Source organism: Acinetobacter sp. PK01 (assembly GCF_022819285.1).
GTDB classification, from domain to species: domain Bacteria; phylum Pseudomonadota; class Gammaproteobacteria; order Pseudomonadales; family Moraxellaceae; genus Acinetobacter; species Acinetobacter tandoii.
The window spans coordinates 1,436,003-1,452,814 of the sequence record NZ_CP094643.1 but is presented as its reverse complement, the minus strand read 5'-3'; the positions used below and the strand labels follow the sequence as shown (position 1 = coordinate 1,452,814).

The 16,812-nt window shown below is 42.5% G+C and carries 18 protein-coding genes; 5 read left to right on the top strand and 13 right to left on the bottom strand.

From position 1 onward, the window contains the following. Window positions 1-12 precede the first annotated feature (12 nt). The 10 genes from MP622_RS06945 to MP622_RS06900 form a co-directional block, all read right to left on the bottom strand. Window positions 13-666, bottom strand: coding sequence for a 3-oxoacid CoA-transferase subunit B (locus MP622_RS06945; protein ID WP_016166463.1), 654 nt, complete (start codon window positions 664-666; stop codon window positions 13-15). Window positions 667-679: 13 nt separating this feature from the next. Further along, window positions 680-1,360 (bottom strand): 3-oxoacid CoA-transferase subunit A, encoded by a 681-nt coding sequence (locus MP622_RS06940; protein ID WP_104442200.1) that lies wholly within the window; start codon window positions 1,358-1,360, stop codon window positions 680-682. A 29-nt stretch (window positions 1,361-1,389) separates the two neighbouring features. Further along, entirely contained in the window at window positions 1,390-2,610 is a 1,221-nt protein-coding gene (gene benE / locus MP622_RS06935) for a benzoate/H(+) symporter BenE (protein ID WP_243793205.1), read from the bottom strand. A gap of 53 nt (window positions 2,611-2,663) precedes the next feature. Continuing rightward, a complete protein-coding gene (benD, locus tag MP622_RS06930) occupies window positions 2,664-3,449 on the bottom strand; it encodes a benzoate diol dehydrogenase BenD (RefSeq protein ID WP_243793199.1) in 786 nt (261 codons plus the stop codon). A gap of 291 nt (window positions 3,450-3,740) precedes the next feature. Next, window positions 3,741-4,757 (bottom strand): benzoate 1,2-dioxygenase electron transfer component BenC, encoded by a 1,017-nt coding sequence (gene benC / locus MP622_RS06925; RefSeq protein WP_016167750.1) that lies wholly within the window; start codon window positions 4,755-4,757, stop codon window positions 3,741-3,743. Between the two features lie 76 nt (window positions 4,758-4,833). Then, window positions 4,834-5,343, bottom strand: coding sequence for a benzoate 1,2-dioxygenase small subunit (gene benB / locus MP622_RS06920; protein ID WP_044738435.1), 510 nt, complete (start codon window positions 5,341-5,343; stop codon window positions 4,834-4,836). After that, the gene (gene benA, locus MP622_RS06915) at window positions 5,340-6,725 is read right to left on the bottom strand and encodes a benzoate 1,2-dioxygenase large subunit (protein ID WP_016167752.1); all 1,386 of its coding nucleotides are present in this window, start codon (window positions 6,723-6,725) and stop codon (window positions 5,340-5,342) included. The genes benB and benA overlap by 4 nt, the downstream gene beginning before the upstream one ends. 83 nt (window positions 6,726-6,808) lie before the next feature. Continuing rightward, window positions 6,809-7,729 (bottom strand): catechol 1,2-dioxygenase, encoded by a 921-nt coding sequence (gene catA, locus MP622_RS06910; protein WP_016167753.1) that lies wholly within the window; start codon window positions 7,727-7,729, stop codon window positions 6,809-6,811. Between the two features lie 132 nt (window positions 7,730-7,861). After that, window positions 7,862-8,152, bottom strand: coding sequence for a muconolactone Delta-isomerase (gene catC, locus MP622_RS06905; RefSeq protein ID WP_044738437.1), 291 nt, complete (start codon window positions 8,150-8,152; stop codon window positions 7,862-7,864). Between the two features lie 15 nt (window positions 8,153-8,167). Beyond that, window positions 8,168-9,277, bottom strand: coding sequence for a muconate/chloromuconate family cycloisomerase (locus MP622_RS06900; RefSeq protein ID WP_243793198.1), 1,110 nt, complete (start codon window positions 9,275-9,277; stop codon window positions 8,168-8,170). A gap of 115 nt (window positions 9,278-9,392) precedes the next feature. On the opposite strand from MP622_RS06900, the gene MP622_RS06895 reads away from it, so the two are divergent. After that, window positions 9,393-10,307, top strand: a complete 915-nt coding sequence (locus tag MP622_RS06895; RefSeq protein WP_016167756.1) for a LysR family transcriptional regulator — start codon at window positions 9,393-9,395, stop codon at window positions 10,305-10,307. Between the two features lie 16 nt (window positions 10,308-10,323). Here the strand turns inward: MP622_RS06895 and MP622_RS06890 are convergent, their stop codons facing one another. Together MP622_RS06890 and MP622_RS06885 are read right to left on the bottom strand one after the other, a co-directional pair. Continuing rightward, entirely contained in the window at window positions 10,324-11,235 is a 912-nt protein-coding gene (locus MP622_RS06890; RefSeq protein ID WP_016167757.1) for an alpha/beta hydrolase, read from the bottom strand. A gap of 17 nt (window positions 11,236-11,252) precedes the next feature. Next, window positions 11,253-11,795, bottom strand: coding sequence for a PadR family transcriptional regulator (locus MP622_RS06885; protein ID WP_016167758.1), 543 nt, complete (start codon window positions 11,793-11,795; stop codon window positions 11,253-11,255). Window positions 11,796-11,930: 135 nt separating this feature from the next. On the opposite strand from MP622_RS06885, the gene MP622_RS06880 reads away from it, so the two are divergent. From MP622_RS06880 to MP622_RS06865, 4 genes are read left to right on the top strand one after another with little or no spacing between them, the layout of a single operon-like run. Continuing rightward, entirely contained in the window at window positions 11,931-13,958 is a 2,028-nt protein-coding gene (locus MP622_RS06880; RefSeq protein ID WP_243793197.1) for an NADPH-dependent 2,4-dienoyl-CoA reductase, read from the top strand. 51 nt (window positions 13,959-14,009) lie between these two features. Next, on the top strand, window positions 14,010-14,417 hold the full coding sequence (locus tag MP622_RS06875) for a nuclear transport factor 2 family protein (protein WP_243793196.1): 408 nt from the start codon (window positions 14,010-14,012) through the stop codon (window positions 14,415-14,417). A 36-nt stretch (window positions 14,418-14,453) separates the two neighbouring features. Continuing rightward, window positions 14,454-15,176: an SGNH/GDSL hydrolase family protein gene (locus MP622_RS06870; RefSeq protein WP_243793195.1), complete on the top strand. Its 723-nt coding sequence runs from the start codon at window positions 14,454-14,456 to the stop codon at window positions 15,174-15,176. 12 nt (window positions 15,177-15,188) lie between these two features. Beyond that, window positions 15,189-16,283: an alpha/beta fold hydrolase gene (locus tag MP622_RS06865; RefSeq protein WP_243793194.1), complete on the top strand. Its 1,095-nt coding sequence runs from the start codon at window positions 15,189-15,191 to the stop codon at window positions 16,281-16,283. Between the two features lie 72 nt (window positions 16,284-16,355). Here the strand turns inward: MP622_RS06865 and MP622_RS06860 are convergent, their stop codons facing one another. Beyond that, window positions 16,356-16,763: an internalin gene (locus MP622_RS06860; RefSeq protein WP_243793193.1), complete on the bottom strand. Its 408-nt coding sequence runs from the start codon at window positions 16,761-16,763 to the stop codon at window positions 16,356-16,358. Window positions 16,764-16,812 lie beyond the last annotated feature (49 nt).

Genomic DNA, 16,812 nt, shown 5'->3' with positions numbered 1-16,812 from the left:
GGGAGGGATTAATTATCCTTGTGTCGCATCCACCAACGGAGCACCCGTCATCGCCTGCAATTCTGCAAAGCTTAGACCGTCGACTTTCTCGATCACTTTTAAGCCTTCCGCAGTGACATCAATCACACACAGATCGGTATAAATACGGTCAACACACTTTTGTCCTGTGGCGGGGTAAGTCAACTCAGCCACAATCTTCGGTTCACCGTTCTTGGTGACATGATCGGTGGTGATAAACACTTTTTTAGCGCCTACCGCCAAATCCATCGCTCCACCTACTGATGGAATTGCATCGGGTGCGCCAGTATGCCAGTTGGCTAAGTCACCATTGGCTGCGACTTGAAACGCACCGAGAACCGCAATATCCAAATGCCCACCACGCATCATGGCAAACGAATCCCCATGATGGAAAAAGGCACCGCCTTGTAACATGGTCACATATTCTTTACCGGCATTGATCAGCTCAGGATCTTCTTCCCCTGCAGCTGGCGGTGGACCAAAAGCCAATAAGCCATTTTCAGAATGCAGGAAGATCTCTTTGTCATTCGGTAAGTAGCTGGCAATCTTGGTGGGTAAGCCAATGCCTAAATTGACATAAGCCCCATCCGGAATATCTTGGGCCACACGTTCAGCAATCTGGTTGCGGTTGAGTTTTTGATAGCTCATGATGTTCTCCCGATTACACAGCCACAGGTTCAGGCTGAACCTGTACCACATGTTGAACGAAGATGCCTGGGGTGATGATGTGTTCTGGGTCCAAAGCACCGAGTTCCACCACTTCAGACACTTGGGCAATGGTCACATTGGCTGCCATGGCCATGATTGGGCCAAAGTTACGTGCCGATTTACGGTAGACCAGATTGCCCCAACGGTCGCCTTGCTGGGCTTTAATCAAAGCGAAGTCGGCTTTGATCGGGTATTCCAGTACATAATCTTTACCGTCGATGTGACGGGTTTCTTTGCCTTCAGCCAATAAAGTCCCGAAGCCTGTAGGGGTGAAGACTGCACCGAGTCCCATGCCCGCAGCTTGAATGCGACAGGCCAAATTGCCTTGAGGCACCAGTTCCAGTTCGATTTTGCCTGCACGATAGAGTTCATCGAAGACCCAAGAGTCGGACTGACGCGGGAATGAGCAGATGACTTTTTTGACGGCGCCGGCTTTCAGCAGTTTCGCCAGACCATAGTCGCCATTGCCTGCGTTGTTGCTGACAATGGTGAGGTCTTTACGTCCAAGCTTGATCAGCCCGTCAATGAGTTCAGCAGGTTGTCCTGCTGTACCAAAACCACCAATCATGATGGTTGAGCCGTCTTGTATCTGGGAGAGCGCTTCCGTTAAGGTCGCTGCACTTTTATCTATCATAATATTTCCTAGACCCTATATAGGTCGGACTAACTTTTACTCGATTGAGTGGATGAAATAGTGGTAGGTTCAGTAGGGCGTTTGGTTAAAATGACATGTGCGAATAAACCAATCACAATGCCCCAAAAAACGGAACTTAGGCCTAAAAAATGCATTCCTGAAGCTGTAGCTAAAAAGGTAATGAGTGCGGAATCCCGTTGAGGCTCATCCCTCATAGCAACAGCGATATTGGTTGAAATCGCGCCCAATAAGGCCAATCCAGCCAGTGCTGCAACAAGCTCTTTTGGCAGTAAGCTGAAGAGCAGAACGATACTGCCTGCAAACAGCCCACCTAAAATATAAAAGATACCGTTGGCAACCCCTGCGATGTAGCGTTTTTCCTTTAACTCATGTGCATCTTTACCCATACAAAGCGCAGCGGTAATCGATGCCAAAACGATGGTAATGCCACCGACACAAGCGACAGCCAATGACGCAATACTGGTGGACGTGATAATTGGCTTGGCAGGTATGTCATAACCGCTTAGTTTCATGATGGCCATGCCCGGTAAAAACTGTCCCGTCAGACTGACTAAAATCAAAGGTAGGGCAAGGTTTAAGGTGGAATGCCAAGTCCATTCTGGAGTGATCAACTGAGGTATGGCAAGTTGGAAATCTAAACTCACAGCATTCATTTCACCAAGCCCAAAGCTCAATGCAACACCAGAAAGCAGCACCCAAAGCATGCTATAGCGTGGAGAAATTCGTTTTGCGACTAAAAAGACAAACAACATGCTAAATACAATAATCGGCATACTATTGGTTGCGCTAAATAACCCTAAACCAAACTGAAATAAGATCCCTGCCATCATGCCTGCGGCAACCGACTGAGGAATCCATTTCAACAATTTATCGAAATAACCACTCATACCAATAAGGAAAATCACCACAGCAGAGGTGATGTAGGCAGCAACCGCTTCATTCAGGCTAATATTCGGGAACAGGGTGACCAATAAAGCCGTACCCGGTGCAGACCATGCCGTAATCACAGGGACTTTAAATTTAATGGAAAGGAAGATCCCTGCCACGGCTGCCCCAATCGAAATGCCCCAAATCCATGAAATCATCATGGTTGGGGAAACCTGAGCTTGTTGCGCAGCCTGAAAGAAGATAATAAGTGGGCCTGAATAGGAAATCAGCACTGCCAAAAATCCTGCGACAGTGGCTGAAATAGACCAATCTTCTTTCAAAGTTTTAAACAGGGTAGCCATTCATTTGCCTCCATGCAGACATGATCCTGTATATAAAGTTTTGTGACGATCAATTAGCCTTGATCGCCACCGCCTACAGGAACCACTGTACCTGTCATATATGACGAATCATCTGAAGCAAGGAATACAATTGCATTCACTTGTTCCTGAATCGTGCCATAACGGTTCATAAAACTACGATCAATGGTTTGATCGACCACTTGTTGCATCCATGCTTTTTCATTTTCAGAAAGAGGGTTTGCATTTCGTGGTACTTTACGTGGCGGTGCTTCTGTTCCACCTGTAGCAACTGCATTTACTCGGATGCCATCTTTGGCATGTTCAAATGCCAGTGATGCGGTGAGGGCATTGACACCGCCTTTGGATGCTGAATAGGGCACGCGGTTAATGCCGCGAGTTGCTATAGAGGATACATTTACAATCGTACCGTGCTGATTTTTAATCATTTCAGGTAAAACAGCGCGACAACACCACAGCGTTGGGAACAATGAGCGATTGACTTCTTTGATGATTTCTTCTTCAGAAAATTCTTCAAAGGGTTTCATCCAAATTGCACCACCGACATTATTGATGAGTACATCAACACGGCCATAGACTTCAAGTGCTTTTGCTACAACGGCTTGTGCGCCTGCGAAAGTTTCAAGATTGGCTTTGACTGTTATAGCATCACCTTGAAGTTCTTCAATCTCTGCTAATGTTTCATCTACATAGTCAGATAAATCAGCTAAGACAACTTGCGCACCTTCTTCAGCCACTTGGAGTGCAACCCCACGACCAATGCCTTGAGCAGCACCAGTCACAATCACGACTTTGTTTAAGAATCTTTGATTTGACGCCATTTTTTGAACTCACTTATCATCCAATATAAAGATGAATTTTAAAATTTATACAATTTGGCATGCCTGCATCCTAATAACTGGACATCAGTTACTGGATTAACCTTCGGTTAGATTTACTTTCCTTTTGGGAAAAGTAAGCAGAACCATTGTCATTTGCAGAACTCGTCGAAACCTACGACTTGATATCTTCCTCGCAGAAAAAGCATTTTTACCAAGTGGTCTGGCCTCGAACAATTGCAAATGACATTTCCGCGTATCATCTTTTCTATAACTTAAATATTAGGTGATGTATTAGTTTGCAGAGAATTTTTCAAATAGGAAGTTTGCAGGTTTTACACCTTCACTATCTAACCAACTGCGAACAGCATCGACCATAGGAACAGGGCCACATAGGTAGACATCGACATCGCCACCATTGAGCCATTCATTTTCAATGTGTCCAGTCACATAGCCTTTGCGCTCATGTGCTGAGTCTGGGCTTGCAACCACGGTACGATATTCAAACCATGGAAGTTTGGCTTGAAGTGCATCAAGTTGTTCTAAAGCAACTAAATCAAAATCATTGGTTACACCAAACACTAAACGTACAGGGTGCTCTGAGCCTTTTTCTTCTAACACTTGAAGCATGGACATAAATGGCGCAATTCCCGTTCCGCCAGCAAGCATGACGACAGGGCGAACTACATTACGTAAGTAGAAACTGCCAAATGGACCTGTAAAGGTCATTTTATCGCCTGCTTTGGCGCTATTACTTAAAAAGCTACTCATTTTTCCATTAGGTACGTTGCGCACCACAAAACCTGTTAAACGGTTGCCTGGTTTAGAACTAAATGAATATGAACGTGTTTCTGTGGTATCTGGAATGCCAACATTGACATATTGACCAGCAAGGAAGTGAATATCAGGTTGACCTTCGTCAAGTTGAATATCAAAAGTGATGGTTGAGTCTGATAAGTTTTCCACAGCAACTAAAGTGCCTTGGTATTGGTGAATCTCGGTTTTACATACTTCAGATGATGCTTGAATTTGGAATACAGCATCGGATGTTGGGCGGCATTGGCAAGCTAGAATATAGCCTTGCTCAGCTTCTTCTGGGGTGAGTGCATCTTCAATGTAGGTTTCTTCAGGCATGTCATAACTTCCCGATTCACAGAAAGCTCGGCATGTTCCACAGGCACCATCGCGACAATCTAAAGGAATATTGATTTTTTGACGGTAAGCCGCATCAGACAAAGTTTCGCCCTGAGCGACGCTAATAAAACGGGTAACACCATCTTCAAATTGAAGTGCAATATTGTGGTTTGACATGGCTAGAATCCTACTAAAAACTTTGAAACTTGACCTTCAGTCAACATTCCATTTGACTGAAGGGATGACGCTTAAATCAGAGGTGGTAAATATCAATGACTTGATTGATATAGTCATTTTTCAGGACCACGTATTTGCTTAAAATCTGTGGTTGCGCGCCTGAAAAATCGATTTCATAACGTGACATGCCGAAATAGCTATAGTTGGTTTTGTAACGGAAACTTAAGGTGTTCCAGTTAAAACGAACTGTTACTTTGTCACCGTCACGTGCCATTACTTCAATATTGCTGATGTTGTGGCTGGTACGGGTATCTGGCATGGTTGCAGAAGAGCGTTCAGTTTTAATACGGAACACACGGTCTTCAAGACCTTGACGGTCTGGGTAATAAATCAGCGAAATTTCAGACTGAGGATCTTCAGTTAAACGGTCATCATCATCCCAAGCAGGCATCCAAAAAGAAGCAGATGGGGCATAACAATTTAACCAGTCATCCCATTGCTCATCATCTAGAAAACGTGCTTCTTGATAAAGAAACTGCGCAATCTGTTCGAGAGAGCTGCGTTCTAAAGTGGCAGTGGCATTCATGCGATCTCTCCTTGTTCATTCACGAGTGCTTTTTCTGAGGCAATGGCATGTTTCATCGTTTCTAGCCAATATTGATGTTGAGCGAGGTACAGACCTTCATCTTCGGTTTTAATGCCGCTGAGTTTTGGTTTTAACCCAATTTCATTGGCAGCGTCATCAGGGCCTTGAATCCAGTGTTTCGAGCCACGGCACATGTCATTCCATTCCAGTTCAATCCCTGCATAACCTGCTTGGCAAGCACGGAATTCTTCAAGATCATCGGGTGTTGCCATGCCTGAAGCATTAAAGAAATCTTCATATTGACGAATACGGCGAGTACGTGCTTCTGGTGCTTCACCTTTCGGGGCGATACAGTAAATGGTCACTTCAGTTTTGTTGACTGCCAGTGGGCGTAAGACACGAATTTGTGAACCAAACTGATCCATCAAATATACATTTGGATATAAGCAAAGATTACGTGAGCGCTCGATCATCCATTTCGACATTGGCGCACCGAATTTCTCGGTATATTCCTCTGCTTTAGGGTAGTTCGGACGGTCTTCAGGGTTTGCCCATTGTGTCCAGAGCAACATGTGTCCATTGTCAAAACCGTAAGAGCCACCGCCTTGTTTACCCCACGAACCTGCGCTCATGGCACGGATGTTGTCACCCGCTTCTTTCTCTTTACGCTGTTGGGTTGTGGCTGCATAGTTCCAGTGTACGGCAGACACGTGATACCCATCGGCACCATTTTCAGCCGTCAGTTTCCAGTTGCCTTCGTAAGTGTAGGTTGATGAACCACGTAAAACTTCCAGACCTTGCTCAGACTGATCGACAATCATGTCAATGATTTTGGTAGTTTCACCTAAAAATTCTTCCAGTGAAGGTACGTCAGGATTTAAGCTACCAAACAAGAAGCCTTTGTAGTTTTCAAAACGTGCTACTTTTTTCAGATCATGTGAACCTTCTTGATTAAAGCAATCTGAATAACCAGCTTCACTTGGATCTTTTACTTTCAGGAGTTTACCTGAGTTATTAAACGTCCAACCGTGGAATGGGCAGGTGTAAGTTGCCTTGTTGCCACGTTTATGGCGGCAAAGTTGTGCACCACGATGTGAACAGGCATTGATCATGGCATTGAGTTCACCATTACGGTTACGCGCAATAATGATTGGCTGGCGTCCCATATACGTGGTGTAGAAGTCATTATTATTTGGAATTTGGCTTTCATGTGCCAAGTACACCCAGTTACCTTCAAAAATGTATTTCATTTCAAGGTCAAATAAGGCTTGATCAGTAAATACTGAGCGATGCAGTTTAAATTCGCCAGTTTCAAAATCGTCAACAAGCAATTCATCAATACGATCGAGGTGACTGGTGTTAATTACAGGAATACGAGGCATGTCCGTTCTCCGAGGTTCCAAATGTGGGGAACACTCCGAAATGACAGTTGATTTAGATGTCATTTCGGTTCCTAAAATATGGGTTAAGCGCTAGCGCGACGACGATCTACTTCAGTTGAAGGAGCGCCTTGCTGTTCTTTTACTAACTCAATATTGAATGTGATGTGCTTGAACGGTTGATTTAAACCGCGACGAGCAATTTCAGCTTCATCGGTCACATCTACAGCAGTAGCGACTAAACCATCACGGGTTGCAAAGGCAAAGTCATCCCAAAGGTATTGGTCACCTTCAATGTTGAACTGAGTAGTGAGCTTGCGATAACCAGGAGCAGAGACAAAGTAATGTACATGTGAAGGGCGGTTACCATGACGACCTAGCTTATTTAACACCGCTTGAGTCGTACCATCAGGTGGGCAACCGTAGCCTACAGGCATGGTGGTCTGTGCCACATATTTGCCATCAGCATCCGTTAAAATACTACGACGTAAGTTAAAGTCAGATTGTGATTTATCGAAGAATGAGTAGTTGCCTAAGCTGTTGGCATGCCAAACTTCAACTTTGGCACCTTCAATAATGTTGCCATCAGTATCAGTTACTGTACCTTCAATAAACAAAGTTGGAATTTTGTCAGTTTCAGAACCATCATCCATGCGGGCAAAACCTGTCGATTCAGGTGCACCTGCAACATAGAGTGGACCTTCAATGGTACGTGGCGTACCACCTGTAATGCCTGCTTTAGCATCGGCTTCATCGGCACGAAGGTCTAAATAATGTTCTAAGCCTAACCCCGCTGCGAGTAGACCTAATTCATTGGCTTGACCTGCATCGGTAAAATATTCCAGACCTTTCCAAAGTTCAGTTTGACTGATGTCGAGGTCTTCAATGGCTTGGAACAGATCGCCCACTAAGCGCACAACAATTTGTTGTACACGTGCATCGACAGGACCAGTTGCAGTGTCGACGTTCATTTCTTTTACGAGGGCATCAATTTGTTGGCGGTTCATACTGTCGCTCCTTAAGTATGTTTGAGTGGCTGGCGCATGTTTGATCTCATCAAAACACTTAGCGGGCCACATTCCTTGTGAATACAGATTTTTTTTACACGTTGGGAAGCTGTCTTCCCATTATTCCTTTGCTTAACGATCATCTTCACGAATAGAAGAGGGATGTCGATTCAGTGGCATCACTTCAATATTCATGTAGGGATAAAGCGGTAAACCCTGCAACAGGTTATGCAACTCTTCATTGCTCTCGACATCAAAAATACTGATGTTGGAGTATTGACCTGTAATACGCCAAATGTGGCGCCATTTGCCTTGCTGTTGCAGTTCTTGTGAATATGCCTTTTCAACCGCTTTAATTTCATTTGCCTGTTCTGCTGGCATATCCTGCGGTAGGTTTACATCCATTCTTACGTGGTAAAGCATGTAGAATTCCTTTAATTACTGACGACGCATACGGTCAATTTTGTCTTCATCAATTTCAATACCCAGTCCAGCTGTGGTCGGTAACATCAGCTCGAAGTTTTGATATTGCAGCGGAGTTTTTAAAATTTCTTCGGTCAGCAACAGTGGACCAAACAGTTCGGTGCCATACGCTAAATTGTGAAAAGTAGAAAAGACTTGCGCCGATGCCATAGTGCCAATTGGACCTTCAAGCATGGTGCCACCGTAAAGGTCAATTCCTGCCAGTTTGGCAATTTTTCCAACTTCACTGGCTTCAACCAAGCCGCCTGATTGCGCGATTTTGACTGCAAAGACTGAAGCTCCATTACGCTTTGCTAAGCGATAGGCACTGTCTGGACCCATTAGCGATTCATCAGCCATGATGGCAATATCAAAGCGACGGGTAAGACGTTGCATAGCATCAATGTTGTCGATAGCACAGGGTTGTTCAATTAAATCAACACCACCATCTTGTAACTGTTGAATGCCTTTAACTGCTTCAAGTTCTGACCAAGCACGATTTACATCTACGCGAATAGAAACATCCGAGCCTAGAGCTTGCTTGATGGCTAAAACATGCTCTACATCTTCTTCCACACGACGCGAACCAATTTTTAACTTGAAGGTATTGTGGCGTTTGCTGGCAATCATCTGCTGTGCTTCAGCAATATCTTTTTCTGTATTGCCAGAAGCCAATACCCAAAGTACTGGGACACTATGCCTTAACCGACCACCAAGTACTTCACTGATGGGTAGACCTAAGCGTTGTGCTTGAATGTCAAATAGAGCGGTTTGAATGGCATTTTTAGCAAAACGGTTGCCATTGATATTGCGTTTGATTGTTTGTATGGTTTGTGCGACATTCAAACCAGATAATGACTTGAGTAATGGCGCAAAATAAGTTTCGATATTGGTTTTGACGCTTTCTGGACTTTCTTCGCCATAGCCTAAGCCACCAATTGTGGTTGCTTCGCCCCAGCCAGTAAAGCCATCTTCTGTGGTGACTTTAACCAGAACCAAGGTCTGAGTTTGCATTGTTGCAACCGCCATTTTATGTGGGCGGATCGTCGGTATTTCTACAAGCAACGTTTCAATCGATTTATACATCTTTCGGCTTCGCTATCTTGATTTGTCTAATTCATGTGATATACCTTAAAAGAATGAACTAAACCTGTCGAAGATCATTTTTGCATTTTTTTATATTTAAAAGGTATGAAGTCTTATGGAACTTAGACACCTACGCTATTTTGTAGCGGTTGTAGAGGAACAAAGTTTTACCAAAGCAGCAGAAAAACTGTTTATAGCCCAGCCTCCGCTAAGTCGGCAGATTCAAAACCTTGAAGCTGAGTTGGGAATTCAGTTGTTTGAGCGTGGTAGTCGGCCTTTACAGACCACGCCAGCAGGTCAATTCTTCTATCAGCATGCGGTTAAACTTTTGTCTAATGCTGAAGAAGTGAAGTCGATGACTAAGCGTGTAGGTATGGTCGAACGTACCGTAACCATGGGATTTGTTGGATCATTGCTCTATGGTTTGTTGCCAAGAATTGTGTATTTATTCCGTCAGCAGCAACCACAGCTTAAAATTGAACTGATCGAAATGAGCACTAAAGACCAAATTCAGGCGCTTAAAGAAGGGCGAATTGATGTTGGTTTTGGGCGGTTAAGAATTTCGGATCCTGCAATTCGTCGTGTGTTATTGCGTGAAGAACCTTTGATGGTTGCGGCTCACAGCAGTCATCCTTTAGCATCGCAAAAACAAGGGGTATATCTTGCAGATTTAGTTGAAGAAAGTTTGTTCTTATATCCAAGTCATCCTAAACCTAATTTCTCGACCCAAGTCCGTAGCCTATTTTCAGAGTACGGTTTAGAGCCACGTAGTTTGCGAGAAGTCCGTGAAATTCAATTGGCACTGGGCTTAGTGGCAGCAGGGGAAGGAATTTGCATTGTGCCTGAAAGTGCTTGTAGTATTCAGTTTCCTCACTTGAACTACATCCCTTTGTTGGATGATGCCGCAGTTAGTCCAATCTTCCTCGCTATTCGTAGTATGGATGAAAGTGAAGATATCCGCTCGCTATTTGATTGCATTTATCAAGTTTATGATCTTGAAGCAATTAAATATGATCGAGCGGTGCTTTAATTAAACTAAAGTTTTGTTATTCGGACTGATTCAAAAGAAAGCGGGAAATTTCTCGCTGAAATTTGAAAGGTTCATTAATCAAAATAGCGTGGCCTGAGCGTTCAAAAATAACTTGCTTGGCATTTTTAACACTATTCGCGATAATTTTTTGCCCTTGGGATGGATAAAGTATCGAATTTTCCCCAATGAAAAAAGTTGTGGGACAGCTCAATTCTGTTAAAGATTCTCGGTAATCTTCATTGTGATAGAGATAGTTATTGATATACCACGCTAAATAATCGAGACGGTGTAAGGGTAAGAGATGCTTTTGTAATTTATCGTATTTTAAGGCGGTGTTCCATAAGATGGGACTTAAGCGATGACCATTTTGTAATGATACGAATTTACTCCATATTTTAATAAATTCTTGACGTGAAGCTGGGTCAAGATCTTCTAGACTTTTAATAGGAGGTAAGGCCGAGAAAAACAGTGAAATTTCAGCTAAGAGTTTTTTAAAATTTGAGTGTTGTTGACTGAGTAAACCATACGGCCAACGGCTATCTACTGTAATTTTGGGTGCTTGATCAATATGTAAATAACAATTGATCGATTGTTTAAAATTTCCATATTTCATGCCATGCATGGCTATTGTTGCGCCCATTGAGAACGCAATAACAGTGAAGTCAGGATACTTTAATTGTTGGATTAATGCCTCTAAATCACGCCAATGACTAGAAATAGCATCTATTTCAGGTATACGGCAGTGTTTTGAACGACCAAATCCGCGCCAATCTGGAATAATGAATTTAAATTGGTTACTGTTTTGAATTAAAAAAGGTAGCCATTGCCAACTTTGCATGCCTAAACCTGAGAGGACTAAAACAGGTTTGCCCTGACCAAATTCACGAACGTACAATTGTTCTTGATCGGGCATTTGATAGTAAGGCATGGTAATTTCTCTATTTCTTAAGATTGCTCAAATTTTTTCAGGCCTGTAATCATGGTTTCAAGCCATTCAATCCAGCCCACTTCTAAGTTAATGCCTAACTGTAAAATCATTTTATGAATATATAAAGTGCGATTTTCATTTTCTGTAGATGAGAAGTCTTTGGCAAAAATTTGTTGATAAATTTTCAATTTTTCTTGATGCAACATCAAGTGTCTTTCTAACTCAGGCAATACAGTAGCCTGACCGACTTGTGCTTCTGCTCTTAAACGTACCATCAGTTCTTCACGCAGTTGAGCGGGCGGGCTTTGCTTGACCATCCAGTCAGCCAATTCAGTTCGACCCATTTGCTCCACTTGATAGGTTTTTTTTCGGCTATTGGAACTTTCATCTTCAATGGTTGAAATCCAGCCTTTTTGCTGCATGGCACTGAGTTCACGGTAAATTTGCTGATGCGTCGCATTCCAAAAGAAACCCATAGAACGGTCAAAACGCCGTGCCAGTTCAATCCCTGTACTTGGTTTTTCCATCAGACTGGTCAACAGAACATGTGCTAAAGACATAAGTTAGCATCAAAAAAAATAAGGTACAGATATTATGCAACATGTTGCATAGATTTCAAAATTGGATTATAAATTAGTGCAACAAGTTGCATAAAAGCAAAATTTAGCCAGCACATTGCAAGCCATGGAGGTCTCATGTCCAATTATCCACATTTACTCGCCCCATTAGATTTAGGATTTACTACACTTAAAAACCGTGTACTTATGGGTTCTATGCACGTTGGTCTTGAAGAAGCGCCAGGTGGTTATGACCGTATGGCAGCATTTTATGCAGAGCGGGCAAAAGGCGGTGTTGGATTGATTGTGACGGGCGGTATTTCACCCAATGATCATGGTTTGACTTTTAAAGGTGGTTCTAAGCTCGATACTCGTGAAGAAGCAGAACACCATAAAGTCATTACGCAGGCAGTTCATGATGCGGGCGGTAAAATTGCTCTGCAAATTCTGCACACTGGTCGTTATTCATACCAAAAAGATATTGTTGCACCATCTGCAATTCAAGCACCGATTAATCCAAGCCGTCCTAAGGAATTAAGTTCTGCTGAAGTTCAGCAAACGATTGATGATTTCGTAAACTGTGCCAAGCTTTCGCAATACGCTGGTTATGATGGTGTAGAAATCATGGGTTCAGAAGGTTATTTAATCAATGAGTTTATTGCTGCCAGAACCAACCATCGTGATGATGAATGGGGCGGTAGTTATGAAAAACGGATTCGTTTCCCAATTGAAATTGTAAGACGTACCCGCGAAGCAGTCGGTGAAAACTTCATTATTATTTACCGTTTATCTATGTTGGATTTGGTTGAAGGTGGTTCGAGCTTAGAGGAAGTTATTCACTTAGCTAAAGAAATTGAAAAAGCGGGGGCAACCATTATCAATACAGGTATTGGCTGGCATGAAGCGCGTATTCCGACTATTGCGACTAAAGTGCCTCGTGCGGCATTCACTTGGGTGACTAAAAAATTAAAAGGTAGCGTAAACATACCTTTGGTTACTTCTAACCGTATTAACACACCTGAAATGGCAGAGTATGTTTTGGCATCTGGTGATGCTGACATCGTATCGATGGCTCGACCAATGTTGGCTGACCCTGAGTTTGTACTTAAAGCTGAACAAGGGCGTAGTGATGAAATTAATACCTGTATTGGTTGTAACCAAGCTTGTTTAGATCACATTTTCTCGATGAAAATTGCAACATGTTTAGTGAATCCACGTGCATGTTATGAAACAGAGTTAATCTTTAAAGAAGCTGGTCAAGCAAAAAATATTGCGGTGATTGGTGCAGGTCCTGCGGGTCTAAGTTTTGCAACTTATGCAGCAGAACGTGGTCATAATGTCACTATTTTTGAAGCGGCGAATCAAATTGGTGGTCAGTTCAATATTGCGAAAACTGTACCAGGTAAAGAAGAATTTTATGAAACCTTACGCTACTTCAAGCGTAAAATTGAATTGTTACAACCGAAGATTAAGCTGCAATTGAACCATAAAGCGACTTATGAAGAACTCAGCCAAGCCAATTTTGATGACATTGTGGTCGCTACAGGTGTAACGCCACGTGAGTTGAGCTTTGAAGGGATCGATCATCCAAAAGTGTTGAGCTACATCGAAGTATTAAGAGAGCGTAAGCCAGTGGGTCAACGCGTCGCGGTGATTGGTGCGGGTGGTATTGGTTTTGATACGGCTGAATACTTGAGCCACGAAGGTGAAAGTGGCAGTTTAAATCCACAGAAATTCTATGATGAATGGGGTATTGATACGCATTACAACGATGTGGGTGGTCTAAAACAACCACAAGTAGAAGCTTCTGAGCGTGAAATCTTCTTATTACAGCGTAAACCGACATCTGTGGGTGCAGGTTTGGGTAAAACCACAGGCTGGATTCACCGTACAGGATTGAAAAACCGTGATGTACAGATGATTGCGGGCGCAAGCTATGAAAAAGTTGATGACCAAGGTCTGCACATCATTGTGAATGATAAATCAATGATTCTAGATGTAGACAATGTGGTGATTTGTGCAGGGCAAGAACCTTTCACTGCAATGTTCGATCAATTAAAAGCTGATGGTAAAGCCGTACACTTAATTGGTGGTGCAAAAGAGGCAGGTGAATTGGATGCGAAACGTGCAATTCGTCAAGGTGCTGAGCTTGCAGCAGTCATTTAAAACCAAAGGGACCTATGGGTCCCTTTTTCATTAATCAAAGAGAAAACAACAATGCAATTAAAACAAACCCAAGATGGATTACATAAATGGCACCACATGGTTGCAACACGTGACATGGACTATTTAAATGAATTGTTAGCAGACAATGTGGTCTTCAGATCTCCTGTTGCTTTTCATCCTTATGAAGGTAAAGCCGTGGTGCAGTTTATTCTGAGCAATGTGATTCAGGTGTTCGAAAACTTCACCTATCATCGTGAATTTCTGACAGAAAATGCTCAATCTGTTGTTTTAGAGTTTTCGGCAAATGTCGGGGACAAAAAGTTGAAGGGGATCGATATGATTCAATTCAATGAACAAGGTCAAATTGTTGATTTTGAAGTGATGATCCGACCAAAAAGTGGTTTGGAGGCATTGGCTGCTGAAATGGGACAGCGTATTAAGCAGTTTCAGCCCGCTTAATTTAGACTTCTTCACGCAATTACGGAGATGAAACAGATGTGGTTAAAACTTTCGACTTTAGCTTTATTGCCTGTGTTGGTGTTCCAAGGAGTAAAAGTTCGCAAGAATACACCACGTCTTTTAGAAGCCAGTGGTGATCGTGAGGGAATAATTGGTCAAGGGCAGCCATTATCCTTATTAATTTTAGGAGACTCGGCTGCAGCAGGAGTTGGAGTAGAATCACAAAGTGAGGCTTTGTCTGGCGCGATTCTTCAAGTATTACAAGATGAATATCAGATTCTCTGGAAACTACATGCAAAGACTGGCGATACAACGGATCAAGTCATTCGGGCAACGCAGCATTTAGCACCCCAGCAGTATGATGTGGTGGTGACATCGGTCGGTGTGAATGATGTCACCAAATTGACTTCAGTCAAATCTTGGTTGAAGCAACAACAGCATTTATTTGAGGAAATACAGAATCGGTTTCAGCCGAAATTGATTATTGTTACAGGTGTCCCGCCTATGCAGCATTTTCCTGCATTGCCGAATCCATTGGCATGGTTACTGGGACAATATGCAACTGCAATGAATCAACAATTACAGCAATATTTAGCGCAGAACAATCGGTTTAAGTTTCTACATTTTGATATGCATGCTTTTCAAACAATGAATTTGCCGATGGCAAGCGATGGTTTTCATCCAAGTAAAGAAATTTATGCCATTTGGGGTCAGCAGATCGCCACATTAGTACAGCAATCTTTTACTCATCATCAATAATGGTAAATCGATATGAGAATATCTACTTTAAATAAAATTAAAGTTCTAGGTTCGGAATGGATTGATTCGGTTATCGGTGCTGAACAACCAAAACTGTACTATAGCCCACAAGGGCAAAGTAAAAAGGTGCTAGAAAAGTTACCTCAGCTTCAACAGAAATATCGCCCAACCCCGTGGTTATCAAACTCACATGCACATTTATTATATTTTGATGTGATTAAGAAGCGAACCATTCAACTTGAATATGATCGAATTGATCAGTTGACCATGCAAGATGGTGGTGTGACTGCGGTGGCGTGGTATGGTCTAGCTTTACCTCCAGAAACCCCGACGATCATCATTTTGCATACGATTACGGGCAATTTAGCCAGTATGAGAGAGTTGGTTCGAGATCTGCATCAATATACGGGCTGGCGCATTGCTTTGTGTTTACGCCGTGGGCATGCAGATTTACCTTTACCTGTACCGAAAATGAGTTTGTTTGGTTTTACTTCCGATTTACGGGAGCAAGTCGCCTATATTCAGCAACAATTTCCAGATTCACCTTTATATGCCGTAGGTTCATCTGCGGGTACAGGATTATTGGTTCGTTATTTAGGTGAACAAAGGCTTGATACTCCTTTTAAAGCCGCTTTCGCATTATGTCCTGGCTATAACACTGAACTTGGCTTTGTAAACATTCATCCTTTTTATAGTAAGGTCATGACTAAAAAGTTATTCAAGACTTTTATCCAGCCTTATTTAACAACTTGGGAACCTGTGACTTCATTGTCGAAGGTATTGGCGGTCAAAACACTGGCCGAATTTGAGAAAAGTTATTTTGAATTGGCTGGTTATCCAGACTATGCCAGTTATACCCAAGCCATTAATCCTATTCATGTATTTGAAAATATTAAAATACCTTTGATGGTTTTAAATTCTGAGGATGACCCAGTTTGCCATATCAAAAACTTTTATCCTTATAAATCAGTGATTGAAAGAATGGAAAATGTTATTGTTGTGACGACAAAAAAGGGCAGTCACTGTGGTTTTTATGAAGGGATTACGCAAACCCGATCATGGGCTGCAAAATTAATGGCAGATTATTTAAAATTGCATGCAGATTAAAGTCCTGATGGCTTTTTATTGAGCATTAAAAAAACCAGTTCATTTGAACTGGTTTTTTTAATAAATTTTAAATTATTTATTGTCTAATGCAGGAGTTGCAGCAGCAATTGCAGCAGCGACAGCATCATCTTCTGACTGAGCAGCAGTATTTGGTTTCGGCTGTTGTACAGCTTGAGCTGGTTTCTCTTCAGCTTTAGGTGCTTCAACTACTTGAGGAGTAGCTGGTTTAGGTGCTTCTTCACGACGAATTTCAGTCGTAGTATTTGGAGTTTGCTCACGCACAACTTCAACTTGGGTCGGGATTACAACTTCAGCTTCAGGTTTAGATGCTTCTAAAGGTTGGAACTGCGCTTGTTCAGTTGGTTCAGATGCAGCTTGAGCTGTTTCAGTTTGCTCATCCTTAGGCTCTTCTTTTTTCACACAGGCTGTAAGTAATAAACCCATTGCAAGGGCACCACAAATTAAAAATTTCTTATTCATAATTGCACAAAATAAAGCATAAATAGAGTGCGCGTAGTATAGCAGCAAA